This window comes from Streptomyces sp. NPDC037013, from assembly GCF_055607265.1.
In genome coordinates this window covers 205,728-229,591 of record NZ_JBVJRV010000004.1, presented here as the reverse complement: position 1 = coordinate 229,591, position 23,864 = coordinate 205,728, and the positions used below count along the sequence as shown (strand labels likewise).

Here is a 23,864-nt window from a genome sequence, read left to right as displayed (position 1 = left end):
CGTGCCTCACAGTTCCGAGGGGTAGATCTGCCAGAGGTGCGGCCGGTCCGGGGCTTCCTTGAGCGCGCGGAGGACCGCCGGTCTCGGTTCAGCATAGAGGACCGGGTAGTCCACTTCATTGGACTTTGTATCGACCGGCCAGGCCAGCCGCTCCTCGCCGGGCCGGAACTGCGCGTCGACGCCGGCCGGGATGTTGCCGCGCGGGTCCTGCCGGTGCCAGGCGCCGTCGAGCCGTACGGCGACGAGGCCGTGCAGGGCGTATCCGCCGCCGGCGTTGTCGTCCCGCAGCCGCTGGTAGCAGAACGCCGTCGGGATGTCCTCGGCGCGCAGCAGGGCGGCCAAGGCGTGAGACTTGGCGGTACAGATGCCGGTGCGCTCCCGCAGGACGTCGGAGGCGCGCCAGGTGACCTCCATGCGGCCGGAGTCCTGGGAGTGCGGAATCGCGTCGCGCACGAACTCGAAGGCGGCGCGGGCATACGCGCACGTATCGGCGGATGACTTTGCAAGACCTGCCGCCGTCTCGCGGACCAGCGGGTGGTGGTGGTCGACTACCTCGTCCGCGGCCAAGTACGCGGACAGGTCAGGGTTTTCCTGGATCAGCTGCATGCCCGGGAGCGTAGGAACGCGGCCGACCGCACGTCAATGACTTTACGGTCAGCCGCATACCTATGCGGTCGGCGAGGCCGAGTCGGCTCAGGGACGCCGCGTCAGCGCGCCATCTCTTCCTTGAGCGCCGCGAGGAATCCGTCGACGTCCTCCTCGCGCGTGTCGAACGAGCACATCCAGCGGACGACGCCCGCCGCCTCGTCCCAGAAGTAGAAGCGGTAGCGCTTCTGCAGCCGCTCCGTCACGTCGTGCGGCAGGCGGGCGAAGACGGCGTTGGCCTGCACGGGGTAGAGGATCTCCACGCCGTGCACGGACCGGACGCCCTCGGCGAGGCGCTGTGCCATCGCGTTGGCGTGCCGGGCGTTGCGCAGCCACAGGTCCTTGGCGAGCAGCGCCTCAAGCTGCACCGAGACGAACCGCATCTTCGAGGCGAGCTGCATGGACATCTTGCGCAGGTGCTTCATGTGGCGGACGGCGTCCTGGTTGATGACCACGACGGCCTCGCCGAAGAGCGCGCCGTTCTTCGTACCGCCCAGCGACAGGATGTCGACGCCGACCGCGTTGGTGAACGTCCGCATGGGGACGTCGAGGGCGGCCGCCGCGTTGGCTATCCGGGCGCCGTCGAGGTGCACCTTCATGCCGAGCTGGTGGGCGTGGTCGCAGATCGCGCGGATCTCGTCGGGCGTGTAGAGCGTGCCCAGCTCGGTGTTCTGCGCGATCGAGACGACCTGCGGCATGGCGCGGTGCTCGTCGTCCCAGCCGAACGCCTGCTTGTCGATCAGCTCGGGGGTGAGCTTACCGTCGGGCGTGGGCACGGTCAGCAGCTTGAGGCCGGCCATCCGCTCGGGGGCGCCGCCCTCGTCCACGTTGATGTGCGCGGACTCCGCGCAGATCACCGCGCCCCAGCGGTCGGCGACCGCCTGGAGCGCGACGACGTTGGCACCCGTCCCGTTGAAGACCGGGAAGGCCTCCGCGGTCGGGCCGAAGTGGCCGCGGATCACCTGCTGGAGGTTTTCCGTGTACTCGTCCTCGCCGTACGAGACCTGGTGGCCGCCGTTGGCGAGCGCGAGGGCGGCCATGACCTCCGGGTGGCCGCCCGCGTAGTTGTCGCTGGCGAAGCCGCGGACGTCCGGGTCGTGGTGGCGCCGGGCGTCGGTCTTCGGGGGGTTCACGGGGTCTCCGGTACGCGTGGTCGTGTCGCGTGCGGTCACGGCTTCTCGGTCAGCCACAGGCGGTTTCCGTTCACTTCCCCGGCGGGCCGCTCCCAGACGCCGGCGATGGCCTCGGCCAGCTCCTTGACGTCCGTGAAGCCCGCGAACTTCGCGTTGGGCCGCTCCGCGCGCATCGCGTCGTGCACCAGCGCCTTGACCACCAGGATCGCAGCCGCGGCGCGCGGCCCGTCCTCGCCCCCCGCCTTGCGGAAGGCGTCGGCGAGGGCGAGCGTCCAGGCCTCAGCCGCCGCCTTGGAGGCCGCGTACGCCGCGTTGCCCGCGGTCGGCTTGCTCGCGCCCGCGGCGCTGATCAGCAGATACCGCCCGCGGTCGCTGCGCCGCAGCCCCTCCTCGAAGGCGAGGGAGGTGTGCTGCACGGTGCGGATCAGGAGCTTCTCCAGGAGGTCCCAGTCGGCGAGGTCGGTCTCGGCGAAGCTCTTGCTGCCGCGCCAGCCGCCGACGAGGTGCACCAGGCCGTCGATCCGCCCGAACTCCTTCTCGGTGCGCGTCGCCCACTCGCGGGCCGCGTCCAGGTCGAGGAGGTCGACGGTGTCGCCGATGACGGTCGCGCCGCCGTGCGCGTACCGCGCGGCGTCCACCGCTTCGGCCAGGCGCGCGGGATCGGCGTCCGAGGCCACGACCGTGGCTCCCGCCTCGGCCAGCCTGAGCAGGGTGGCACGCCCCGCGGCTCCGGCGGCTCCGGCCACCGCGACCACGGCTCCATCAAGTGCGGACATGGTCCTCGCCTCCTCCTGGCGGCCGCTCACGCGGCGGCCTTCTCGGCGCCCGAGGAAGCGGTGATCCCCTTGGTGGAGGCGATCACGTGCTTCAGCTTCTTGGAGAGCGCCTCATAGAACATGCTGAGCGGAAACTCGTCGGGAAGCACCTCGTCGACGAGTTTGCGCGGCGGCAGCGACGTGTCGAGGGCGTCCGGGCCCTTGGCCCAGCGCGATCCGGGGTGCGGGGCGAGGTAGGTGGAGACCAGGTCGTAGGCGGCGAACCAGTGGACCAGCTTGGGGCGGTCGATGCCCGCGCGGTACAGCTCCTCGATCTCGCCGCAGAGCTGGTTGGTGATCTGCGGCGCGCGCTCCCAGTCGATGCGGAGCTTGTTGTCGGTCCAGCGGACCACGTCGTGCTTGTGGAGGTAGGCGAAGAGGAGCTGGCCGCCGAGGCCGTCGTAGTTCTTGACGCGGTCGCCGGTGACCGGGAAGCGGAACATCCGGTCGAAGAGCACGGCGTACTGGACGTCGCGCGCCTGCGGGACGCCTTCGGCCTCCAGCTTCACGGCCTCCTTGAAGGCGGTGAGGTCACAGCGCAGCTCCTCCAGGCCGTACATCCAGAACGGCTGGCGCTGCTTGATCATGAACGGGTCGAACGGCAGGTCGCCGTGGCTGTGGGTGCGGTCGTGGACCATGTCCCAGAGCACGAACGCCTGCTCGCAGCGGTCCTGGTCGCCGACCATCGCGCGGATGTCGTCGGGCAGTTCGAGGCCGAGGAGCTCCACGGCGGCCTCGGTGACGCGGCGGAAGCGGGCCGCCTCGCGGTCGCAGAAGATGCCGCCCCAGGAGAAGCGCTCGGGGGCCTCGCGCACGGCGATGGTCTCGGGGAAGAGGACGGCGGAGTTCGTGTCGTACCCCGCGGTGAAGTCCTCGAAGGTGATGCCGCAGAAGAGCGGGTTGTCGTAACGGGTGCGCTCCAGCTCGGCCAGCCAGTCGGGCCAGACCATGCGCAGCACGACCGCTTCGAGGTTGCGGTCGGGGTTGCCGTTCTGCGTGTACATCGGGAAGACGACGAGGTGCTGCAGGCCGTCCCTGCGGTCCGCGGCGGGCTGGAAGGCGAGGAGCGAGTCGAGGAAGTCCGGCACCCGGAAGCCGTCGTCGGCCCAGCGGCGCAGGTCCGCGACGAGCGCGCGATGGTAGGCGGCGTCGTGCGGGAGGAGCGGGGAGAGCTCCTCGACGGCGGATATGACGCGGTCCACGGCGAGTTCGGCGATGCTCCGCGCCGGGGCGCCGTCCGCGTCGAAGTCGATGGAGCCGTCCGCCGACTGCCAGGGCCGGATGTCCTCCACGGCGTCCTTGAGCACCGGCCACGCCGGGTGGTCCACCACCCGCTCTTCGGCGGCAGGAACCGCGCCCTCCGTACCCGACTGCACAAGAATTTCCGTCATAACCCATCCTCCACGGGAGAACCTCGCGTCAGGACACCGTATGCGCGCGAGGTTCACCGGGACAAGGGGGATCTCGGGAAATCATCCTGTGTCACCCCCCACTCGACCGCAGTTTTTCCTGTGCGGCTCCGGCGGCCCGGCCGATGCGACCGCCGCCGCCACGCCCGCCCAGGCCCTGTTCGCGTCGGGCAGCAGTTCCGGGAAGCCGAGGAATCCGTGGAACATGCGCGGCCAGTGGGCCGCGGTGACCGGCACTCCGGCCGCGCGCAGGCGCTCCGCGTAGGCCAGCCCCTCGTCGCGCAGCGGATCGCAGCCCGCGGTGACGACGTGCGCCGGCGGCAGACCGGTGAGGTCGGCGGCCCGCAGCGGCGAGGCCAGCGGGTGCGCGCCGTCGCCGCCGGGGCCGAGGTACTGCCGCCAGTACCAGCGCATGTGCGCGGCGGTGAGGAAGTATCCGCGGGCGTTCTGCCGGTACGAGAAAGTGTCCTGGGCGGCGTCGAGCACTGGGTAGAGCAGCACCTGGAGCGCGAGGGCGGGCCCGCCCTCGTCCCGGGCCCGGAGCGCGGCGGCGGCGGCGAGCCCGCCGCCGCTGCTGTCCCCGGCGGTGACGAGGCGGCCCGGGTCACCGCCGAGCGCGGCGCTCTCGCCGGCGGCCCAGCACAGGGCGGCGTACGCGTCGTCGACGGCCGCGGGGAAGCGGTGTTCCGGGGCGAGGCGGTAGTCGACCGAGACCACGGCGGCGCCGGAGCGTGCGGTCAGGCGGCGGGCCGTGGCGTCGTGCGAGTCGAGCCCGCAGAGGGTGTAACCGCCCCCGTGGAAGAAGACGACGGTCGGGCGGGGCCCCGGATGCGGCTGCGGGTCGGGCAGGTAGACGCGTACGGGAATGTCGGGTGCGCCCGGCGGCCCCGGCACCACCCGGTCCGTCACCGACGCGACGGCGGGTGGCGCCTTCGTGGGGGCGGGCGCCGCGGCGAGGATCCGCCGGGCCTCGACGGCGTCGGTGACGACGCCACCCAGGTCCGGGAAGGCTGCGGTCAGGGCGTCCACGAGGGGGCGGGCGAGGGGGTCGAGGCGGTCCGGCGCGGGCGTGTCGGGGCCCGGGCGGCGGTCGGCGGGGCCGGGCCGCATCAGCCGGCGACCGCTTCTCGGGCGCGGAAGTGCGGGATGACCTTCTCACCCCACTGCCGCAGGGTCTCCAGGCACGCCTCCTGCGGGACGGTGCCCATCTGGATGAGGCACATGATCTCGTCGGCCCCCGCGTCGCGCAGGCGCTCGACGTAGGCGATGGCGTCGTCCGCGGTGCCGTAGGCGTGGTCGGCGTTGAACGTGGCGGTCGAAGTCGGCCGCACCGGAATGTTCTGCTCGTGCAGCCGGGCGACGACCTGCTCGGCCGCCTCGCGCATCTTCGCCGCCTCGTCGCCGCCCTCCACGACCGCCTCGTCGGGGATGCCCGAGCCGCCGTACCAGTACCCGATGGACTGCGCGAAGAACCGCTGCCCGCGCAGGCCGACCCGGCGCGCCGTCTCCCGGTCGTCGAGCACGATCGTGGGGCAGAGCACGGAGAAGTGGTCGTTGACGACGCTCGACACGAGGCGCCCGCCGGTGCGCTCCGCGACGGCGGTGTCGTACGCCCGGCGCATCCCGGCGATCGCCTCGGGGCCCGCGAAGCCCATCACGAGGGCGCCGATGCCGAGCTCGGCCGCCTGCGTCAGCGTCTCGGTCCTGCTGCACGCGAGGAAGAGGGGCGGGTGCGGGGTCTGCGCGGGGCGCGGCAGGATGGGGTGCGGGGCGATGTCGAGCAGCTCGCCGTGGTGTTCCAGCTCCTCCTTCTCCCAGGCCTTGCCGATGATCCGCAGCGCCTCCTCGACCTCCTGGGCCGTACGTTCCTTGTCGACGCCGCACAGTGACGTCTCCTGCGCGGTGCCGCCCCGGCCCGCGCCGAGGTCGAGCCGTCCGCCGGAGAGCAGGTCCAGCATGGCGGCGCGCTCGGCGACGCGGGCCGGGTGGTTGAAGTTGAACGGCATGCAGACGACGCCGTGGCCGATCCTGATGGTGGTCGTGCGCGCGGCGACCCAGGTCAGGAAGATTTCCGGGGCGCTCATGTGCGCGTACCACTTGAGGGAGTGGTGCTCGACCGCCCAGACGCGGTCGAACCCCATCTCCTCCGCGAACACGGCTTGTTCGACGCTGTCGCGGATGACCTGGTGCTCGCGCTCGACGGTGGGGTCGGCGAGCTGTGCCTCGAAGATGACGGAGAACTTCACGTGCCCTCCAGGGTGATGTGCCCTCGGTGCCGGTGCGGCATGACCTGTGCGTGAACCTGTGCTCCTGCCGGTGTTTCGATTCGCCATATGACTAGTCGTCATATGCAGAACTCGCAAGGGATGCGGCACGGGTATTCCCGGTCGTCGGATCCCGGTCTGTGGGGAACGGCACATCGTCCGAGGTGACGGCGGTGCCCTTGTCCCGCGCGGGTACCGCCACGGCGGCCCGTCCGAGGGTGCGGGCCGGGCATGACATCGCGAGCCGGCCGGGTTAACGTCACGGACGTGTGAAGGAGCAGGCCCTTTCCGGTGGACGGATCGGGCACGGCGACCGCCGTCGCGCGGGGCCGCAGCTGCTCGTGGAACAACGAGGCGGCCGGAGCAGGGTGCCGCCGTGGGAGACAGCTTGACCATTTCGTCCGCACCCCAGCCCGAGAGAAAACCCTCCTCGCGGCAGGTGCCCGCCCCCAGGGACTCCGCCGGCCAGGAGCCACCCTCCCGCCGGGACGAGGTGGAGGAGCTGAGGGCGGCGGCCGAGCTGCTGCGGGACCAGGTGTCCGAACTGCGGGTCCAGTCGCGGGCGCGCGCCAGGGTCGCGCTGGCCGAGGGCATCCTCGTCGAGCGCTACCGGCTCACCGACCCGCAGGCCGCCTTCACGCTCCTGCGCCAGGCCTCGCAGCGGGCCAACATCAAGCTGCACCAGCTCGCCTCGGCGGTGGTCCGCACCCCGGGCCCGCCGCCGGGCTCCGAGGCCTGGCCGCTCCAGCGGATCGCGCAGCCGCTGCCCGACCTGGCGGCCCTCCACGCCGGTTCGCTCGACGCGAGGAACCAGGGCGAGGTCCTCGGTGCCGCGCTGCGCCACGTCATGACCGTCACCGGTACGGACATGGGGAACGTGCAGTTGGTCGAGGACGACGTCCTGCGCATGGCGAAGCACGCCGGGCTGCCCCGGCAGTTCACCGACTACTTCGCGTTCGTCGACGGGAACACCTCGTGCTCCCGGGCCGCCGCCTCGAGCCACCAGGTCACCGTCAAGGAGGTGGAGTCGTCGCCCGGTTTCGACGACGACACCCGGCGGGTGATCCTCTCCGCGGGCAGCCGCGCCTGTCACAGCATCCCGCTCGTCGACGACCAGAACACCGTCCGCGGAGTGATCTCGTCCCACCATGCCGACCCCCTGGCCGGTTTCACCCCCGCCCAGCTGCGGGCCCTGCACACCACGAGCCGCGCCATCGGCGGCTGGATCAAGTGGCACCGGCGCACCGTGCTCGTCGACGCGCTGCACGACCTGCACCGGCTCGCGCTGTCCTCCCGCAGGTAGTCCCCCGCCGCGTCACCCGCCGTGCGCGAAGGCGCCGCCCGCGGTGAAGACCCGCTCGGCGAAGCGCTCGCCCATGAGCCGGTGGGTGGCCGCGTCCGGGTGGAGCTGGTCGGGCAGCGGCAGTTCGGCGGCGTCCGCCGTGCCGTAGAGCTCGCGGCCGTCGAGGTAGTGCAGGTGCGGGTCGTCGGCCGCGCGCTCCGCCACGATCCGGGCCAGCTCGTCACGGATGACGTTGAGCGTCAGCTTTCCGGCGGCCTTCTCCGCCGGGTCGCCCATGGCCTTGAAGAGCAGCCGTCCCTCGCCGAGGTTGCTGAAGTCCGGTGCGCTGGGGCCCGGGGTGTCCTCGTGGATGGGGCAGAGGATCGGCGAGACGACGAGCAGCGGGGCGTCCGGGTGCCCCTCGCGGATGGTGTCGAGGAAGCCGTGCACCGCCGGGGTGAAGGCGCGCAGCCGCATCAGGTCGGAGTTGACCAGGTTGAGGCCGATCTTGACGCTGATCAGGTCCGCGGGGGTGTCCCGCAGGGCGCGGGCGGTGAACGGGTCGAGCAGGGCGCTGCCGGCCAGGCCCAGGTTGATCAGTTCCACGCCGCCGCGCGCCGCGGCGAGCGCGGGCCAGATCGTGGTGGGGCCCGCCGCGTCGGAGCCGTGGCTGATCGAACTGCCGTGGTGCAGCCAGACCTTGCGGCCCGGGTCCCGTGCGGGCTCGACGGGGGCGTCGGTGCGCAGGGTGAGCAGTTCGGTGGTCTCGTTGTGCGGCAGCCAGAGCTCGAGGTCCTTCATGCCGTCGGGCAGCTCGGCGAAGCGCACCGCGCAGGGCTCGCCCGCGGTGTGTGCGAAGGTCCCGGTGGACAGGTCGATGGTCAGGACGTTGCCGCCGTCGGCGGTTTCCCGGCCGGCCAGGCGGCCGTCGACGAGCAGTTCGTAGACGCCGTCCGGGCGGGGCGGGGCGCCCGTGTAGACGCGCTTGGTGGGCAGCGTCTCGAGTTCGACGGTGGTGGCGCGGGTACGGAAGGCCAGGCGTACGCCGGAGGGCTGGGACTCGGCCATGGCCAGCTGCCCGTCGGTGTTCTGCGCGCGGGCCCGGGCGGGGAGCCGGTGGGGCAGTACGCCGCGCTCGGTGCGCTCGACGTCCAGGGCGCCGCGCAGGAGTCCGGCGGTGACGGGCGTGGTGAACCCGTGCTGCCCGGCGCCGGGGGCCGGCTCGGGTGCCGTGTCGGTGGCCGCGTTCGATGCGTTGTCGTTCATTGCTTCAGCCTGTCGTTCGAAGTGGGGTGGGCCGGCGGGGGTCCTCAAGGGGTCGGGGCCGGCCAGTTGCGCAGGAGGGCGTCGAGGGCGTCGATGACGCGCGTCCAGGTCTCCTGTGAGTCGGGCGCGCTGTGGCTGAACCCGCCGCCGAGCTCCAGACTCACGTAGCCGTGGAAGACGCTGCCGAGGAGGCGGACCGCGTGGGTCTGGTCCGGTTCGGTCAGGTCGTATCCGCGCAGGATCGCGCGCGTCATCTCCGCGTGCCTGCCGCCGGCGCTGGCCGCGGCGGCCTCCGGGGTGAGCCGCAGCTGGGCGGCGGCGTAGCGGCCGGGGTGCTCGCGGGCGTAGTCGCGGTAGACGTTCGCCAGGGCGGCCAGGGCGTCCTTGCCCGCGCGGCCGGCCAGCGCGTCGGCGCCCCGGTCGGCGAGTTCCGCGAGCGCGAGCAGGGCGATGCCGGTCTTGAGGTCCTGCGAGTTCTTGACGTGCGAGTACAGGCTCGCGACCTTGACGTCGAAGCGCCGGGCGAGCGCCGAGACGGTCACCTGGTCGAAGCCTGCCTCGTCGGCGAGCTCGGCCCCCGCCCGGATCAGACGTTCCGTGGTCAGTCCCACGCGCACCATGGTGTTCCCCTCAGCGGATTCGGTGTCCTCCTACACTGAGTATGCATTTGCCTAAAGGGTTTAGGCAAATTGGTTCGTAGGTTAGGTGGAAGCCGAGGCCGCTCTGGCGACGAGGAACAGGCCGCTCGGGGGGCGCAGCCCGCCCGCGTCGGGCAGCAGGTGCCGGTCGGGAGCCGGTCGGCCTCGGCCGGGGCGGTTACGAGGCGGACGCGCCGCGCGTCGTTGAGCGGGGTGAGGAGGGCGCCGGCGAGTTCGTCGCTGGTGGTGTCGGGCAGGGGGCGCTCGGCACGGTCCGTCGCGGTCAGCCGGACCGTAGGGACCCGGCGGTCGCCGGGGTGCGGTTCGACGGGGGCGAGGCCGTCGGTCCCCGGCGGCCGCGCCTCGTCGAGGGGCCGGTCGCGGCCGGGACAGCGGTCGTGGAGCACGCCCGCGCGTTCCGTGGCGGTGCGGTTGAAGCGCCGGACCGGCCCCCCTCTGGCTTCGGCTGGTCAGGGCACCGTGATGTGGCCGGGGGCGGGGAGACGCGGGGCGGTGGCGGGCTCGTGGATGTCGGCCAGGGCCATGAAGAGCAGGGCCACGGCCAGCGCGCCGGGGTCCGGGACGCCGAGCGCGTGGTCCCCGACGTAGCTGGCCCGCCCGCGCCGGGGGCGCAGCGATGCGGTGGCCAGGGCGCCCCGGATGGCCGCCTGCGCGGCCTCGGTGAACGGCGCCTCGGCGGCGGCGTCCTGGGCGGCGGCCAGCGACTCGGCGGCGGGCGCGAGGGCGTCGACCAGCGTGCAGTCGCCGGGGACCGCGCCGCCCACGCGGTGGATGGCGTCGTGCCCGGCCGCGGCGGCCCGGGCGAGCGCGGCGACCGTCGGGGCGCCGCCGTCGGCCGTGGTCGCGGTGGCCAGGTGCTGGAAGAGGAGCCCGAAGAGCGGGCCGCTGGTGCCGCCGACGTCGTTGAGGAAGGCGTCGGCGAGCGCGGCGGTGCCGTCCATCCCGCTCTCGTCCGCCAGCTTCACCGCACGCCGTACGCCGCCGGCGAGGTTGTCGCCGAAGTCACCGTCGCCGACGAGCTGGTCGAGCTTGGTGAGGTTGTCGCGGACCTGCGTGACGGTGAGGGCGTACCGGTCGAGCAGGGCGCGGTCGCCGGCAGTTCGCGTTGCGCGCGTCGGGGTGTCGGTGGTCTCCGTGCGGGCCGGCGCGGGGGTGCCGGGGGCGAGTGAGGGGCGCGGCAGGACGAGCGGGGTGCGGGTGGGCGCGGTCCACAGATCCGCCCAGCCCTCTTCGAGCCGGGTGAGGGTGAGGGAGAAGCCGGCCATGTCCAGGGCCGCCGTGAAGGTGCCGGGGACGACCAGGACGGGCCGCAGGCCGCGCGCGGTGAGTTCGTCGCTCAGCAGCACCGCGATGGCGTTCAGCTCCAACTCGGTGGTGGCGCCGAGGCCGTTGACGAGGGCGAGCACCTCGTCGGGCCCCTCGGGCAGCGCGTCGAGCAGGTCGTCGGTCATGCGCCGGACGAGGTCGCCGATGGCGGGCCGCGCGATGGTGCGGGTGCCGCGTTCGCCGTGGATGCCGACGCCGTAGTCGAGGGTCCCGCGGTCCAGCGTGAAGGCGGGGTCCACCGTGGTGGGCGAGGTCTGGGCGCGGGCGGCGACCGCGATGCTGCGGGACCGGGCGACGATCCGCCGGCCCAGGTCGGCGAGCTCCTCCAGGGTGGCGCCCCGGTCGGCGGCGGCGCCGAGGAGCTTCTCGACGACGACGGTGGCGGCGGTGCCCCGGCGGCCGGTCGCGCTGTCCGCGCTGTCGGTGGCCAGGTCGTCGTCGACGAGGACCGTGGCGACGGGGATGCCGTCGTGGCGCAGGCGCTCCGCGGCGATCTGGAAGTTGATGACGTCGCCGGTGTAGTTCTTGACGATGTGCAGGACGCCGTCGCTCTTGGCGGCCGCCGCGCTCGCCTCGTAGATCTGGCGGTTGTGCGGGGAGGCGAAGATCTCGCCGGGGCAGACGGCGTCCAGGCCACCCCGGCCGAGGAGCCCGGTGTGCAGCGGCTCGTGCCCGGAGCCGCCGCCCGAGACCAGGGCGACGGTGCGGGCCGGATCGGCGTCACGCGCCCGCAGGTAGAGGGGGCTGCTGTTCACCTCGATCAGGCCGGAATGGGCCAGGGCCAGTCCCCGGGCGGCGGTCAGCACGGCGTCGGTCTCCGGCAGGAAGTGGCTCATCGTGATCTCCGTGGGTGGGCGCGGATCTGTGGGTGTGCGGATCTCGGGTGTTCGGATCTGCGGGTGTTCGGATCTGCGGGTGTGTGGATCTTTGGTTGTGCGGATCCGGGACGGGCGGGGCGGCCTCGGAGGCGCGCGGGGCGGACGACGGGCCGCCGACCGGTACCGAGCCGTTCCGGCGGTGCCGGGTGGTGGGGCGCTCACCCTCTCCGTACGTCTCGTCCCAAGGTCGGCACGCACACCTACCGGCACTCCTCCGTTCCGGTCCGCGCCTCGCGTGTGCGAGGCTGACACCGTGCCCCGGCCCGGCCGTGATCCGCGGCGGGCGCGCGGCACCCTCCGTACGACAGCCCCATCTTTGCGAGGTCTTTACCGTTGCCGGACGCACGACGCGAGGATCTGGGGCGGATGGTGCGCGCCTGGCGGATGGCGCGGGACCCCGGCAAGTTGCCCGGGCCCGTACCGTTCCGCGGCCACCGCAGCTACCTCACCCAGCTCGACATGGCCCTGCTGCTCGGCGTCTCCGAGCGCTGGTACCGCGCCCTGGAGCGGGGCGAGGACCGCGGCTACGCCCGCGAGATGATCGACGGTGTCGTACGGATCCTCGGCCTCTCCCCACGGCAGGCGACCGCCCTCTACCGCGGCACCGGCCACCAGCCGCCGAGACGCCCGGCCGGTGCCGCGCGGCCCGACGCGGCCATGCTCGACCTGCTGCACCAGCAGCGCCGGGTCAGCTGGCTCTGCGACCAGGCCTGGGACGTGGTCGCCGTCAACGCGGTGGCGGCCCGCCACTGCCCCTGGCTGGCCCGCCCGGACGCCAACGTCATGACCTGGGCGTTCTCCCCCGAGGCGCGGTATCAGCTGCGCGAGTGGGAGACCCGGTGGGCCGCTCCGCTGCTCGGCCGGCTGCGGCTGGCCTGGCAGCGGTGGCCGCGGAACGAGCGGCTGGACGAGGTGGTGCGGACCGTGCGCCGCGCCCCGGGCGTCGCCGAGCTCTGGGACCGCACGGCGGACCCGGACTCCGGGCTCTGGGGCCGTACGGCCGGGGGCCGGGGAGACGGCCCGCACGTCGGCCATGCCGACGACACCGATGACACCGACGGCGCCGGATCCGTGCCGCGTCCGATGTACTTCCCGCTGGTGGCGCCCGAACCCGTCGACGTGCGGGTCACGGAGTACGGCCGCTTCGGCGACACGTCGCTGCGCTGGCTGATCCTCACCCCGGCCGACCCCGCAGTCGTCTTTCCCTGAGGCGCCGCCGGGGGCCCCGGCGAGGGCCACTCAGTCCCGTGGCGCTCAGTCCCGGGCCGCGCGGGCCTGGTACCTGGCGCGCACCACCAGCAGTACGACGCCGAGGACGGCGCCCGCCCCCGCGTAGCCGATGACCATCTCCTGCTCGGCGGGCGACTCGCTGATGTGGGCGTCGCCCCGCCGGGACACCCAGACCCGGTCGCCGGTGATGTCGCTGGTGCCCTCCCCCTCCTCGTCCCAGACGCCGTCCTCGGGGACGCCCCGGATGGGGCCGCGCACGGTGCGGCCACCCGGGTCCCGCCACGCGAAGTCGTCGAGCTCGTCCCCGTCGGTGACCGTCGCCCAGTACCCGGACACGTAGGTGTGCGTGGCGAGGACGGCGTGGCGCAGCGGCAGGGCGAAGGCGACCAGGGCCACCGCCCACAGGACGATCGCGACCACCCGCCCGGCCGGGCGCCGGGCCCCCCGGGCACGCCGCACCTCGCCCACCCCTCGCCCCCCGCGTCTGCCGTCAAGCGATCAGGCCATCAAGCCGTCACCCTACGACGGATGGCCGGGCAGCCGGACCGTCGGATCCCTGCACGGTCGGCAGGTCGGCGAGCCAGTCGGTCAGGAGCCGGTTGACCTCGGCGGGGCGTTCCTGCTGGACCCAGTGGCCGCAGCCGTCGAGGATGTGCGAGGAGCGCAGGCCCGGGAGGGTGTGGGGGAACGCCTCGATCGCGGCGGCGAGCCAGGTGGTGGAGGCGTCCAGGGCGCCCCCGACGAACAGCGACGGCTGGGTGACCGGGGCGCCCGTGTACCCGGGCGTCAGGTCCTCCCAGTCCCGGTCCATGCTGCGGTAGCGGTTGAGGGCGCCGGTCAGGCCCGTCCGCTCGAACTCCCCCGCGTAGACGTCGAGGTCGTCCTCGCCGAGCCAGCCGGGCAGCCGGCCCTCGGGGAAGCGGTCGCGCAGCCGCCCGCCGCGGCTGACGAAGTGCGGGTCGGGTGCGTCCGGTCCCGGCATGGTGTCCGCGGAGAGCGCGGCGTAGAAGCCGGCGAGCCAGCCCCGGACGTCCGGCTCGATCTCGGCCTCGGCGCGGCCGGGCTCCTGGAAGTACGAGACGTAGAACTCCTCGTCGCCGCCCATCCCCGCGAACACCTCGCCGGGCCGCGGGCCGCCGGGCGGTGTGTACGGGACGCTCAGCAGGGCGACCGCACGGAAGACGTCCGGCCTGAGCAGCGAGGAGTGCGCGGCGATCGTCGCGCCCCAGTCGTGGCCCACGATCACCGCGCTCTCCTCGCCGAGCGCGCGCACCACGGCGGCGTTGTCCTCGACGAGTTCGAGCATCCGGTACGCGGCGCTCTCGCCTGGCGCCGACGAGCGGCCGTAGCCGCGCACGTCGATGGCGACCGCGCGGTAGCCGGCCGCCGCCAGGGCGGGCAGCTGGTGGCGCCAGGAGTACCAGGACTCGGGGAACCCGTGGACCAGCAGGACGAGGGGACCGGAGCCCTGCTCCACCAGGTGGATCCGGCCGGCGGGCGAGGCGACGATGCGGTGTGTGCGGTCCGCGGCGGACGAGGTCTGGGGCTGGGACATGGACCCTCCTGGGGCTCCGGCGACGGCTCGGACCACGATCATGCGGCGCGCGTGCGCGGTGCGGCGACGTTCGTTGCCGAACCGGCAAATCGCGCCCCGGCGCCGATCGTTGGAGGTGGCTACGAGAGGTGGCTATGGGAAGCGGCTACGGAACGATCGAGTCCACGTATCCCCCGTCGACCCGCACGGCGCCGCCGGTCGTCGCGGACGCCAGCGGTGAACTGAGGTAGACGACCATGTTCGCGATCTCCTCCGGCTCGATGAGCCGCTGGATCAGCGACTGGGGGCGGTGCTCGGTCATGAACGTCCGCTGCGCCTGCTCCCAGGGCACGGCACGGTCGACGAGTTGGTGGACGAAGTCCTCCACGCCGCCGGTGTGCGTCGGTCCCGCGAGCACGGAGTTGACGGTGACGCCGGAGCCCGCCGCCTCCTTCGCGAATCCCCGGGAGACCGCGAGCAGCGCGGTCTTCGACATGCCGTAGTGGATCATCTCGGCGGGCGTGACGAGCGCCGAGTCGCTGGCGATGTTCTGGATCCGCCCCCAGGAGCGCTCCTTCATGCCGGGCAGGTAATGGCGGATCATCCGTACCGCCGTCAGGACGTTGACCTCGAAGTAGCGGCGCCATTCGGCGTCGCTGATGTCGAGGGCGGGCTCGGCTCCGAAGACGCCGAGGTTGTTGACGAGGACGTCCGCGCGCGGCACGGCGTCGAAGACCTGCCCGGCGCCCTCTTCGGTCGAGATGTCCCCCGGCGCCGCGAGGAGCTCGGCACCGCCGCACTCGCCCCTGAGCCGGTCCACGGCGGCATCCACGGAGTCCCGTGACCGCCCGTTGACCGCGACGCGGGCGCCGGCCCGCGCCAGGCCGACGGCGATCGCCGCGCCGATTCCCTGGGTCGATCCGGTGACGAGCGCGGTCTTGCCGGAAAGGTCGATCAGCACGGTGCTTACCTCCTGGGGTGCGGGTTCTCGGGGCGCGAAGGTTTGGCTGTAGTACGGCGGGCGAGTCCATTGCGGGCCGTGTGGTGTGTTGTGGCCCGCGGCTCAGCGTCGGCGCTTCAGGGCCTCGACGAGCACGCGGACGTGCCCGTGCGGGAGGTCCTTCGTCGCGGTGAGCAGGGTCAGGCGGCCTTCGCGGGCGAGGCTCCGCAGGCGGTCGAGTTCCGCCGACCGGTCGGGGTCCGCGAGCTCGTGGCGGTACCGCTCGGCGAACTCCTCGTAGCGCTCGGGGTCGTGGTCGTACCAGCGGCGCAGCTCGTTCGACGGGGCCAGTTCCTTGTCCCAGGTGTCCAGCCGCGCCCGCTCCTTGGACACGCCGCGCGGCCAGAGCCTGTCGATCAGGACGCGGGTGCCGTCGTCCGGCGACGCCTCGTCGTAGACGCGTTTGACCTGTACGTCGAGGGAACGGCTCGGCGTCATCGTGTCCTCCGTCCGGTCGGGTCCACCCCCAGGCTGCGGGTGGTGCCGCGCCCCTGCCAACCGCCGTTCCCCGGCGCCGGACTCACGCCGGGTCCGCGGGTGTCCCCCGTTCGGACGTGCAGCGCGGGCCTTCGCCGTGCCGTCCTGATCGAGTGAGCCCATGACGGGACGCATCGGCAGCATCGACCGGCGGTGGTTCGAACGGGTGGCGTCGGCGCGGCTGCCCGGCGCGGAGCAGGTGCTGCCGCCGCTGACTTCGGCGGCCGACCACGGGCGGCTCTGGTTCGGTTCGGCGGCGGCGCTCGCGGCCCTGGGCGGTCCCGCGGCCCGGCGTGCCGCGCGGCGCGGGATCGGCGCTCTCGCGCTGGCCTCGCTGACGACGAACGTCGTGGCCAAGTACGCCGTGCGCCGCCGCAGGCCCGTGCTGCACGCGGTCCCCGCCGTGCGGCATCTGGGAAAGGCTCCGTGGACGTCGTCGTTCCCGTCCGGGCACTCCGCCTCCGCGGCGGCGTTCGCCGTGGGCGTGGGCCTGGAGACGCCCCGGTACGGCGCGCTGCTCGCGCCGGTCGCCGCGGCCGTGGCCTTCTCCCGCGTGTACGTGGGGGTCCACTACCCCGGTGACGTGCTCGCCGGCTGTGCGCTGGGCGCGGCCGCGGCGGCGGTCACCTGTTACTGGTGGCCGCCGCGACCCTCGCCCGCCCGGCACCGGCGGACCCGGGTGGCGGCGCCCGCGCTGCCGGACGGGGAGGGGCTGGTCGTGGTCCTCAACTCCGGTGCCGGCAAGGGCGTGCCGGGGCGGCTGCCCGCCCGCGAGCACCTGGGGCTGCTGCTGCCGAAGGCCGAGGTCCTGGCGGTCGGCCCGGGGGACGACCTCGACGAGATCCTGGACAAGGCCGTGGCGCGCGCCACCGGTGCGGGCGGCGTGCTCGGGGTCTGCGGCGGTGACGGCACGGTGAACGCGGCCGCGCGCCGGGCGGCGGCGGCCGGTCTGCCGCTGGCGGTCTTCCCCGGCGGCACCCTCAACCACTTCGCCCTGGACGCCGGCACGCCCACCTTCGAGGACACCGCCCACGCCGTACTGCGCGGCGAGGCCGTCCGCGTCGACCTGGCCCGGGTGCGCGACGGCGACGGCGCGGAGGTCGCCGGCTTCGTCAACACGTTCAGCATCGGGCTCTATCCGGAGCTGGTACGCAAGCGCGAGAAGCTGGAGGGCCGCCTCGGCAAGTGGCCCGCGGCGGCCGTCTCGTTCGTGGAGGTGCTGCGGACCGCGACCCCGCTGCGGATCCGCCTCGACGGCCACGACCGAGTCCTGTGGCTGCTCTTCGCGGGCAACGGACAGTACGTGCCGGACGGCCTCGCGCCCACGCACCGGCCCCGCATGGACGACGGTCTGCTCGACGTCCGCACGGTCGACGCGGAGGCGCCGCTGGCCCGTACCCGGGTCGCCCTCTCGGCCCTCGGCGGGGCGCTGCGCCGCTCCCGCGTCTTCCGCGCCGAGCGCGTCGAACGGCTCGGGCTCAGCGGTCTCGCGGACGTGGAGTCCCTCGCGTACGACGGTGAGACCGCGCCGGCGCCGGACGCCCTGGTCCTCGACAAGCGGCCCGCGGCGCTGACGGTCTACAGTCCGGCGGCCCAGCTGGACGAGATCGCGCAGCGGGCCCGCACGATGACCCTGGCAGCAAACCGCCACCCACGCCCCGGCTCTACGACCTGATCCGGCGGGGCGGCCCTCGCCTTGGCCCTCCGCCATGGCCATGCGACCTGCTCTCTCTCCCCCCCGGGCTCCTCTCCGACGGCCTGCGCGCCTGCCCGCCGCCGCTCCGGCCGCTCCGGCCGCGACGCCGCCTCGCCGCCCTAGACCCCGCCCCGCCCGGACCTTGCGCCAGGCCTAACCCGTTCACTTCAATGCCGCCTATGGCAGCCCGTCGTACGACCTCGCGCACCTCGTCGCCGCAGCAGGGCGGTTCCTCCGCGGACGAGTTGCCGCCGACCGCCTGGGCGGTGCTCGGGCTGCTCTCGTTCCCCGGGGAGCGGACCGGGTACGAGCTCAAGAAGTGGGCCGACGCCTCGCTCCGCTTCTTCTACTGGTCGCCCGCCATCAGCCAGATCTACGCCGAACTGCGCCGCCTGGAAGCGGCCGGCTATGCCACCTCGCGGCGTTCCGGCCCCGAAGAGCCCCGCGCGAAGCGGTCGTACGCCATCACCGAGGCGGGCCGGAGCGCGCTCGCGACGTGGGCCGGCGGCGGCCGGGACGCCGGGCCGCCCGTCCTGAAGCACCCGCTGCTGCTGCGGGTCTGGCTCGGCCACCTCACGGCACCGGACCACCTGCGGGCCCTCGTCGCCGAGCACATCGCGCGGACGGAGGGCGAGTTGAAGGAGGTGCGGGAGGCCCTCGCGCGGGCGGACGGCGCCGAGGCCTGGTCCCACCCGCAGGTCGCGCTGCGCTGGAGCGAGCGGCGTCTGGTCTCCGAGGTGGCGCAGGCCGAGGCGATGCTCGGGGACCTCGACGCGCTGGAGGCGGCCGGGGCGCGGGCGCCGGCCCACCCCCCCGGCCCGCGCGAGGCCCGCGCCCCCCGTCAACCCCCGGGGGACGCGCCCACCCCCGGGTGAAGCGGCTCGCACCGGCGGCTCTCCTGCCGGTAGGACGGGCGGGGTCACCGTCCCCCGTCCCAGAAAGCAGCGCACCCGTGAGCACCCGCGCCGTCCTTGTCGCCGCCCTGATCACCGGAGTGCTTCTCGGCATCGCCGGAACCAGGGCGGACAGCTCCACTCACCCCCGACCGGGCGGTTCCCTCACCGTGTCGGGCCATTAGGCTGCGACATTGCCGCGCGGTTCTTCCGTCCTCGCCGCGCGGTCGCCGAGCCTCCGTCGACGGAAGCGAGTGGATCTTGAACTTCCTCACCATCGGTCATCGCGGGGTCATGGGCGTCGAGCCCGAGAACACCCTCCGCTCCTTCATCGCCGCCCAAGCCGCGGGCCTCGACCTCATCGAGCTGGATCTGCATCTGAGCAAGGACGGCGCCCTGGTCGTCATGCACGACGCCGACGTGGCCCGTACGACCGACGGCAAGGGGCCGATCGCCGAGAAGACCCTCGCCGAACTGCGGGAGCTCGACGCGGGCCGCGGTGAGCGCGTCCCCACCTTCGAAGAGGTCCTGGACGCCGTGAAGGCCCCGCTGCAGGCCGAGATCAAGGACGTCGCGGCCGCGCGCGCCCTCGCCGAGGTCATGCTCAGCCGCGACCTGGTCGCCCGCGTGGAGGTGATCTCCTTCCACGACGAGGCGATCGCCGAGATCTCCCGCCTGGTCCCCGGGGTCCGCACCGCGCTGGTCGCCAGCCGCTACGGCACGGACGTCGTGGAGCGCGCCACGGCCGTCGGCGCGACCACCCTCGTCCTCAACATCCGGCGGCTCACCCTGGAGATCGTCGAGCGCGCCAGGAAGGCCGACCTGCGGATCATCGGCTGGGTCGTGAACACGCAGGACGACCTGCGCCTGGTGCGGGCGCTGCAGCTGGACGGGGCGACCACCGACTACCCCGAGATCAAGCGGACGGGCCGCTTCACGGCGTAGGCGGCACTGCGCGGCCCGGGCTCAGCCGAGCTCCTTGACGAGCAGCTCGAACTGCAGGTCGTCGCGTTGCGGGATGCCGAAGCGCTCGTCGCCGTACGGGAAAGGCGTCATCTTTCCCGTACGGCGGTATCCGCGCCGCTCGTACCAGGCGATGAGGTCCTCGCGGGCGTTGATCACCGTCATGTGCATCTCGCGCACGCCCCACGTCTCGCGGGCGAGCCGCTCGGCCTCGGCGATGATCACCTTGCCGAGTCCCGCGCCCTGGAGGGCCGGGCTCACCGCGAACATCCCGAAGTAGGCGTGGTCGCCGCGGTGTTCGAGCTGACAGCAGGCGACGATCCGGCCGTCCCTCTCGACGGTGAGGAGCCGGCTCGCGGGCGACTCGATGACCGCGGCGACACCCTTCGGGTCGGTGCGCTGCCCTTCCAGGAGATCAGCCTCGGTGGTCCACCCGGCCCGGCTCGCGTCCCCGCGGTACGCCGACTCGACCAGCGCGACGAGCGCGTCGACGTCGGCCGCGGCGGCGTCCCGGTAGGTGAGCTCGCCGGAAGTGGGGCGCGGGGCGGTGTCCATGGAGCTGACTCTCCGATTCTTGGCGCGGACGGTGACTTCGCCGAGCCTAACCCGCCGCCGGGACCGCTAAGGTGCGGCCGCATGGTGCATGTACTGAGCGGCAGGACCCTGTTGCGCCCGACCGACCCGGAGCGCTCCCGCGCCTTCTACGGCGAGGCGCTCGGCCTCGCCGTCTACCGCGAGTTCGGCACAGGGCCGGAACGCGGCACCGTCTACTTCCTCGGCGGCGGCTTCCTCGAGCTCTCCGGGCGCTCCGAGGCGCCGCCCTCACCGGGGATGCAGCTGTGGCTCCAGGTCGCGGACGTCCGCGCGGCCCACGAGGAGATGCTGGCGAACGGCGTCGAGGTGCTGCGGCCGCCGGTGCGGGAACCGTGGGGCCTCGTGGAGATGTGGATCGCGGATCCGGACGGCGTCAGGATCGTTCTCGTCGAGGTCCCGCACGACCACCCGATCCGCTACCGTCCCGGCATCTGACGCCTAACCGCCGGCCGGCGCCAGCACCCCGAAGGTGTGGTCCCGCCAGATCAGGCGGGACGGCTCCTGCGGGTAGGCGGTGACGGTGGACGGGACGTCGAAGACGCGTGCCAGGCGCCGATCGGTGTCGTACGGGGGCCAGCCGGGGTCGCCGTGGGCGGCGAACGACGTCCACGCGGCGCGCATGAGCGCGGAGAGTTCCTCCGCCTCGGCCACCGCCGCGGGTGCCGAACCGATCAGGGCGGCGGGCTGACCGCGGTCCACGGTGCCGAAGACGAGGGGGACGTCGAGGCCGTGGCAGGCGCCGAGCGCGCCCTCCATGCCCGGGGCGGGCCAGCTCAGCTCGTAGACGTGGGCGCGGCCGCCCGCGGCGGTCTGGGCCTCGGCGAGGTGGAGGGTCGGCATGCGGAACAGCCAGTCGGACAGGACCAGTTCATGCAGCTCGTCCGGGCCGGCGGCCGGGAAGGCGGCGCGGTAGCGGCGCGGGCCGTCCGGGGGCGGGGCGAAGACGCGCAGGGCGATCGTGGCCTGTTCCTCGTCGATCTGGCCGAGCCGCCCGTCCAGGGCGGTGAGCAGCCGCTGTTCGTGGCGGGTGTGGCCGACGAGGAGTTCGACGTGCCGGCCCGCGCCGTCGGCCAGTGCCTGCCAGGGCGTGGTGGCCAGGGCCTCGCCGTCGACGACCGGCGAGAAGATGACCGAGCGGTGCGCGGGCGCTCCCCACCGGTCGGCCCAGCGGGCCGCCCCGGCACCGACCGCGTCCCCCGCCGCGGCCAGCCGGTGCGGCCCGATGTCGCGGAGGGCGGCCGCCGTGGGCCGTACGCCCATTTCCGCCGCGCACGCGGCGGCGATGTCGGCGGCGAGCTCCGGCGCGAAGAACGTGCCCTGTGCGCTCTGCGCGACGGCCCGGCGGAAGAGCCCGGCCGCGCCGTCCATGGCCAGCAGCGCGGCGACGGATCCGCCGCCCGCCGACTGGCCGAAGAGTGTGACGCGCCCCGGGTCGCCGCCGAAGGCGCGGATGCCGTCCCGCACCCACTGAAGGGCGGCGATCTGGTCGAGGAGTCCGCGGTTGGCGGGCGCGCCCTCCAACTGGCCGAACCCCTCGAGTCCGACGCGGTAGTTGAACGTCACCACGACGACCCGGCCGTCCCGCGCCAGGCGGCCGCCGTCGTACTCGGGAAGGCCGGACATGCCGATGGTGTAGGCGCCGCCCTGGATCCACACCATCACCGGCAGCCCGGCGTCCGGCACGGGCTCCGGGGACCAGACGTTGACCGTCAGCCAGTCGTCGCCCGCCGTCTCCCGGGCCAGCGCGTCCATGCCGAAGTGGCCGCCCTGAGGGGGCGGGGGCCCGTAGGCGGTGGCCTCCCGCACCCCGGTCCACCCCCGTACCGGCCGCGGGGCGGCGAAGCGCAGCGCGCCGACCGGGGGCTCGGCGAACGGGATGCCGCGGAAGACCGCGACCCCCGCCTCGTGGCGGCCGCGCACCACCCCCGCGGGCGTGCGGACCTCGGGGCGGGGACCGGGGTCCTGGGACTCGGCAGCGGCCATCACAACTCCCCCACTCGGCAGGCGGAACGCGGACCCGTGGACCCGCGCGGGCCCGGACACCACGGAGCATCCCGCCGCGCCCGCGGCCCGCGCCAGCCATTTACGGGCGGGCGCGCGGGGCGGCGGACCCGCCTCCCACCGGCTCGCCGCTGTGAACCACGTCACACGAGCAATCCATCCGGGATGCAGGGGTACAAGGCCACGGGTACGGTCCGCAGAAGATCATCCACAGCCCCGAAAGACCTGACGGCCCTGAAGTCGATCTCCCAGAGCTCAGGAGAGACATCCCATGGCAGCTCCCCGGATCCTCATCGTCGGCGGCGGTTTCGCCGGCATGGAGTGCGCGCACAAGCTGGAGAAGAAGCTATCGCCCCATGAGGCGGAGCTGCGGCTGATCAGCCCACAGGATCATCAGCTCTACCTGCCCCTGCTGCCCCATGTCGCCTCCGGGGTGCTCACCCCGCAGTCGGTGGCGGTGCCGCTGCGCCGGATGCTGCGGCGCACCTCGATCGTGCCGGGCGGCGCCGTGGGCATCGATCCCAAGGCCAAGGCCGTGGTCGTACGGAAGATCAACGGCGAGGAGGTCGTGGAGCGCTACGACTACCTGGTCCTGACGCCGGGCAGCGTCACGCGGCAGTTCGACATCCCCGGCGTCGCCGAACACGCGGTGGGCGTCAAGACGCTTGCCGAGGCCGCCTGGATCCGCGACCACGTCATCTCCCAGCTGGACCTGGCCGCGGCGACGTCCAGCCGCGAGGAGCGGGAGCAGCGGCTGCAGTTCGTGGTGGTCGGTGGCGGTTACGCGGGCGTGGAGACGGCCGCGTACCTCCAGCGCCTGACCTGCGCCGCCGTCAAGCGCTACCCGGGTCTCGACGTGTCGCAGATCAAGTGGCACGTGGTGGACGTCGCCCCGAAGCTGATGCCCGAACTGGGCGAGCGGCTCGGCGAGAAGGCGATGGAGATCATGCAGCGCCGCGGCGTGAACGTCTCGCTCGGGGTCTCCGTCGCCAAGGCGACCGAGGACACGGTCACGCTCACCGACGACCGGGTCCTGCCCTGCCGCACGCTGATCTGGACCGCGGGCGTCGCGCCGAGTCCGCTGATCGCGACGCTGAACGCCGAGACGAACAAGGGGCGGCTGGTCGTCAGGCCCGATCTGACGGTCCCCGGTCTCGACGGCGTCTTCGCGCTGGGCGACGCGGCGGCCGTGCCGGACGTGGTCAAGGGCGGCGACGCGATCTGCCCGCCGACCGCGCAGCACGCCATGCGCCAGGGCTGGGCGGCGGCGAGGAACGTCCTGGCGGCGCTGCGCGGCTTCCCGCTCACCGACTACCGGCACAAGGACATGGGACTCGTCGTCGACCTCGGCGGCATCCAGGCGGTGTCGAAGCCGATGGGCGTGCAGCTGACGGGGCTGCCCGCGCAGGTGGTGGCGCGCGGCTACCACCTGGGGGCGCTGCGCACGGTCACCGCCCGTTTCCGCACGGCGGCCAACTGGGGCCTCAACGCGCTCGCGGGCGACGACTACGTGCGCACCGGGTTCCAGGCCCAACGTCCCGCCACGCTCGCGGACTTCGAGAAGACCGACGCGTACCTGTCGCAGGAGCAGATCGAGAAGCACGTCGCTGCGGCGTGAGGAGGAGCGGGCGCTCGCCCGCCCACTCAGGAGGACGACGAGGGCCCGGGCGGGTGACGCCCGGGCCCTCGGCCGTGACCGCGCGGGTCCATCGCCCCGCGCCCGGGTGACGTACGCCGGGCCCGTACGGGGCGCGGCGGGCGGACCATGGATCTGCGCGGAGACGGTACGGCCCTGACGG

22 protein-coding genes are annotated in these 23,864 nt (G+C 73.6%); 7 read left to right on the top strand and 15 right to left on the bottom strand.

Features of this window, described 5'->3' with window-relative positions:
• Positions 1-6 precede the first annotated feature (6 nt).
• The 6 genes from ACZ7DY_RS15600 to ACZ7DY_RS15575 form a co-directional block, all read right to left on the bottom strand.
• Positions 7-606, bottom strand: coding sequence for a transglutaminase-like domain-containing protein (locus ACZ7DY_RS15600; RefSeq protein WP_471135108.1), 600 nt, complete (start codon positions 604-606; stop codon positions 7-9).
• A 101-nt stretch (positions 607-707) separates the two neighbouring features.
• Complete coding sequence (locus ACZ7DY_RS15595) at positions 708-1,778, bottom strand: threonine aldolase family protein (RefSeq protein WP_471135105.1); 1,071 nt, start codon at positions 1,776-1,778, stop codon at positions 708-710.
• A gap of 35 nt (positions 1,779-1,813) precedes the next feature.
• Entirely contained in the window at positions 1,814-2,554 is a 741-nt protein-coding gene (locus ACZ7DY_RS15590) for an SDR family NAD(P)-dependent oxidoreductase (RefSeq protein ID WP_471135102.1), read from the bottom strand.
• A 26-nt stretch (positions 2,555-2,580) separates the two neighbouring features.
• Entirely contained in the window at positions 2,581-3,984 is a 1,404-nt protein-coding gene (locus tag ACZ7DY_RS15585; protein ID WP_471135099.1) for a DUF6421 family protein, read from the bottom strand.
• A gap of 81 nt (positions 3,985-4,065) precedes the next feature.
• Entirely contained in the window at positions 4,066-5,112 is a 1,047-nt protein-coding gene (locus ACZ7DY_RS15580) for an alpha/beta hydrolase (protein ID WP_471135096.1), read from the bottom strand.
• Positions 5,112-6,248 (bottom strand): LLM class flavin-dependent oxidoreductase, encoded by a 1,137-nt coding sequence (locus tag ACZ7DY_RS15575; protein ID WP_471135094.1) that lies wholly within the window; start codon positions 6,246-6,248, stop codon positions 5,112-5,114. Before ACZ7DY_RS15575 ends, ACZ7DY_RS15580 begins: the two co-directional genes overlap by 1 nt.
• Before the next feature lie 406 nt (positions 6,249-6,654).
• Here ACZ7DY_RS15575 and ACZ7DY_RS15570 point away from each other — a divergent pair, with 406 nt between their 5' ends.
• The gene (locus ACZ7DY_RS15570; protein ID WP_471135092.1) at positions 6,655-7,569 is read left to right on the top strand and encodes a GAF and ANTAR domain-containing protein; all 915 of its coding nucleotides are present in this window, start codon (positions 6,655-6,657) and stop codon (positions 7,567-7,569) included.
• Positions 7,570-7,581: 12 nt separating this feature from the next.
• Here ACZ7DY_RS15570 and ACZ7DY_RS15565 read toward each other — a convergent pair whose 3' ends face one another.
• The 3 genes from ACZ7DY_RS15565 to ACZ7DY_RS15555 form a co-directional block, all read right to left on the bottom strand.
• Positions 7,582-8,814: a GDSL-type esterase/lipase family protein gene (locus tag ACZ7DY_RS15565; RefSeq protein ID WP_471135090.1), complete on the bottom strand. Its 1,233-nt coding sequence runs from the start codon at positions 8,812-8,814 to the stop codon at positions 7,582-7,584.
• Between the two features lie 44 nt (positions 8,815-8,858).
• Complete coding sequence (locus ACZ7DY_RS15560) at positions 8,859-9,434, bottom strand: TetR/AcrR family transcriptional regulator (RefSeq protein ID WP_471135088.1); 576 nt, start codon at positions 9,432-9,434, stop codon at positions 8,859-8,861.
• Positions 9,435-9,922: 488 nt separating this feature from the next.
• Complete coding sequence (locus ACZ7DY_RS15555) at positions 9,923-11,635, bottom strand: dihydroxyacetone kinase family protein (RefSeq protein WP_471135086.1); 1,713 nt, start codon at positions 11,633-11,635, stop codon at positions 9,923-9,925.
• 375 nt (positions 11,636-12,010) lie between these two features.
• Here ACZ7DY_RS15555 and ACZ7DY_RS15550 point away from each other — a divergent pair, with 375 nt between their 5' ends.
• Positions 12,011-12,886, top strand: coding sequence for a helix-turn-helix domain-containing protein (locus tag ACZ7DY_RS15550; RefSeq protein WP_471135083.1), 876 nt, complete (start codon positions 12,011-12,013; stop codon positions 12,884-12,886).
• Between the two features lie 45 nt (positions 12,887-12,931).
• Here ACZ7DY_RS15550 and ACZ7DY_RS15545 read toward each other — a convergent pair whose 3' ends face one another.
• The 4 genes from ACZ7DY_RS15545 to ACZ7DY_RS15530 form a co-directional block, all read right to left on the bottom strand.
• The gene (locus ACZ7DY_RS15545; protein WP_471135081.1) at positions 12,932-13,366 is read right to left on the bottom strand and encodes a hypothetical protein; all 435 of its coding nucleotides are present in this window, start codon (positions 13,364-13,366) and stop codon (positions 12,932-12,934) included.
• A gap of 55 nt (positions 13,367-13,421) precedes the next feature.
• Positions 13,422-14,462, bottom strand: coding sequence for an alpha/beta fold hydrolase (locus ACZ7DY_RS15540; RefSeq protein WP_471135078.1), 1,041 nt, complete (start codon positions 14,460-14,462; stop codon positions 13,422-13,424).
• A gap of 145 nt (positions 14,463-14,607) precedes the next feature.
• A complete protein-coding gene (locus ACZ7DY_RS15535) occupies positions 14,608-15,402 on the bottom strand; it encodes an SDR family NAD(P)-dependent oxidoreductase (protein ID WP_471135075.1) in 795 nt (264 codons plus the stop codon).
• Between the two features lie 102 nt (positions 15,403-15,504).
• Positions 15,505-15,879 (bottom strand): DUF488 domain-containing protein, encoded by a 375-nt coding sequence (locus ACZ7DY_RS15530; protein ID WP_471135073.1) that lies wholly within the window; start codon positions 15,877-15,879, stop codon positions 15,505-15,507.
• 160 nt (positions 15,880-16,039) lie between these two features.
• Between ACZ7DY_RS15530 and ACZ7DY_RS15525 the strand changes: the two genes are divergently transcribed.
• The 3 genes from ACZ7DY_RS15525 to ACZ7DY_RS15515 all read left to right on the top strand — a co-directional run bounded on the left by ACZ7DY_RS15525 (position 16,040) and on the right by ACZ7DY_RS15515 (position 19,452).
• Positions 16,040-17,593, top strand: coding sequence for a phosphatase PAP2 family protein (locus ACZ7DY_RS15525; protein ID WP_471135070.1), 1,554 nt, complete (start codon positions 16,040-16,042; stop codon positions 17,591-17,593).
• Between the two features lie 200 nt (positions 17,594-17,793).
• Positions 17,794-18,489 carry a PadR family transcriptional regulator gene (locus ACZ7DY_RS15520; protein ID WP_471135067.1) on the top strand — a complete coding sequence of 232 codons (696 nt, stop codon included), beginning with the start codon at positions 17,794-17,796 and terminating at the stop codon, positions 18,487-18,489.
• A 279-nt stretch (positions 18,490-18,768) separates the two neighbouring features.
• Complete coding sequence (locus tag ACZ7DY_RS15515; protein WP_471135064.1) at positions 18,769-19,452, top strand: glycerophosphodiester phosphodiesterase; 684 nt, start codon at positions 18,769-18,771, stop codon at positions 19,450-19,452.
• A gap of 21 nt (positions 19,453-19,473) precedes the next feature.
• Here the strand turns inward: ACZ7DY_RS15515 and ACZ7DY_RS15510 are convergent, their stop codons facing one another.
• Positions 19,474-20,025 (bottom strand): GNAT family N-acetyltransferase, encoded by a 552-nt coding sequence (locus tag ACZ7DY_RS15510; protein ID WP_471135062.1) that lies wholly within the window; start codon positions 20,023-20,025, stop codon positions 19,474-19,476.
• Between the two features lie 81 nt (positions 20,026-20,106).
• On the opposite strand from ACZ7DY_RS15510, the gene ACZ7DY_RS15505 reads away from it, so the two are divergent.
• A complete protein-coding gene (locus ACZ7DY_RS15505) occupies positions 20,107-20,499 on the top strand; it encodes a VOC family protein (RefSeq protein ID WP_471135059.1) in 393 nt (130 codons plus the stop codon).
• A gap of 3 nt (positions 20,500-20,502) precedes the next feature.
• Here the strand turns inward: ACZ7DY_RS15505 and ACZ7DY_RS15500 are convergent, their stop codons facing one another.
• Positions 20,503-22,047, bottom strand: a complete 1,545-nt coding sequence (locus ACZ7DY_RS15500; protein WP_471135057.1) for a carboxylesterase/lipase family protein — start codon at positions 22,045-22,047, stop codon at positions 20,503-20,505.
• 289 nt (positions 22,048-22,336) lie between these two features.
• Between ACZ7DY_RS15500 and ACZ7DY_RS15495 the strand changes: the two genes are divergently transcribed.
• Entirely contained in the window at positions 22,337-23,683 is a 1,347-nt protein-coding gene (locus ACZ7DY_RS15495; protein ID WP_471135054.1) for an NAD(P)/FAD-dependent oxidoreductase, read from the top strand.
• Positions 23,684-23,864: the final 181 nt, after the last annotated feature.

Excerpts from the sequence above, each read along its gene's own strand:
- ACZ7DY_RS15500 (WP_471135057.1), bottom strand. The coding sequence starts at position 22,047 with ATGGCCGCTGCCGAGTCCCAGGACCCCGGTCCCCGCCCCGAGGTCCGC.
- ACZ7DY_RS15600 (WP_471135108.1), bottom strand. The coding sequence starts at position 606 with ATGCAGCTGATCCAGGAAAACCCTGACCTGTCCGCGTACTTGGCCGCG.
- ACZ7DY_RS15510 (WP_471135062.1), bottom strand. The coding sequence starts at position 20,025 with ATGGACACCGCCCCGCGCCCCACTTCCGGCGAGCTCACCTACCGGGAC.
- ACZ7DY_RS15585 (WP_471135099.1), bottom strand. The coding sequence starts at position 3,984 with ATGACGGAAATTCTTGTGCAGTCGGGTACGGAGGGCGCGGTTCCTGCC.
- ACZ7DY_RS15540 (WP_471135078.1), bottom strand. The coding sequence starts at position 14,462 with ATGTCCCAGCCCCAGACCTCGTCCGCCGCGGACCGCACACACCGCATC.
- ACZ7DY_RS15580 (WP_471135096.1), bottom strand. The coding sequence starts at position 5,112 with ATGCGGCCCGGCCCCGCCGACCGCCGCCCGGGCCCCGACACGCCCGCG.
- ACZ7DY_RS15560 (WP_471135088.1), bottom strand. The coding sequence starts at position 9,434 with ATGGTGCGCGTGGGACTGACCACGGAACGTCTGATCCGGGCGGGGGCC.
- ACZ7DY_RS15505 (WP_471135059.1), top strand. The coding sequence starts at position 20,107 with ATGGTGCATGTACTGAGCGGCAGGACCCTGTTGCGCCCGACCGACCCG.
- ACZ7DY_RS15520 (WP_471135067.1), top strand. The coding sequence starts at position 17,794 with ATGGCAGCCCGTCGTACGACCTCGCGCACCTCGTCGCCGCAGCAGGGC.
- ACZ7DY_RS15590 (WP_471135102.1), bottom strand. The coding sequence starts at position 2,554 with ATGTCCGCACTTGATGGAGCCGTGGTCGCGGTGGCCGGAGCCGCCGGA.
- ACZ7DY_RS15495 (WP_471135054.1), top strand. The coding sequence starts at position 22,337 with ATGGCAGCTCCCCGGATCCTCATCGTCGGCGGCGGTTTCGCCGGCATG.
- ACZ7DY_RS15525 (WP_471135070.1), top strand. The coding sequence starts at position 16,040 with ATGACGGGACGCATCGGCAGCATCGACCGGCGGTGGTTCGAACGGGTG.
- ACZ7DY_RS15565 (WP_471135090.1), bottom strand. The coding sequence starts at position 8,814 with ATGAACGACAACGCATCGAACGCGGCCACCGACACGGCACCCGAGCCG.
- ACZ7DY_RS15555 (WP_471135086.1), bottom strand. The coding sequence starts at position 11,635 with ATGAGCCACTTCCTGCCGGAGACCGACGCCGTGCTGACCGCCGCCCGG.
- ACZ7DY_RS15530 (WP_471135073.1), bottom strand. The coding sequence starts at position 15,879 with ATGACGCCGAGCCGTTCCCTCGACGTACAGGTCAAACGCGTCTACGAC.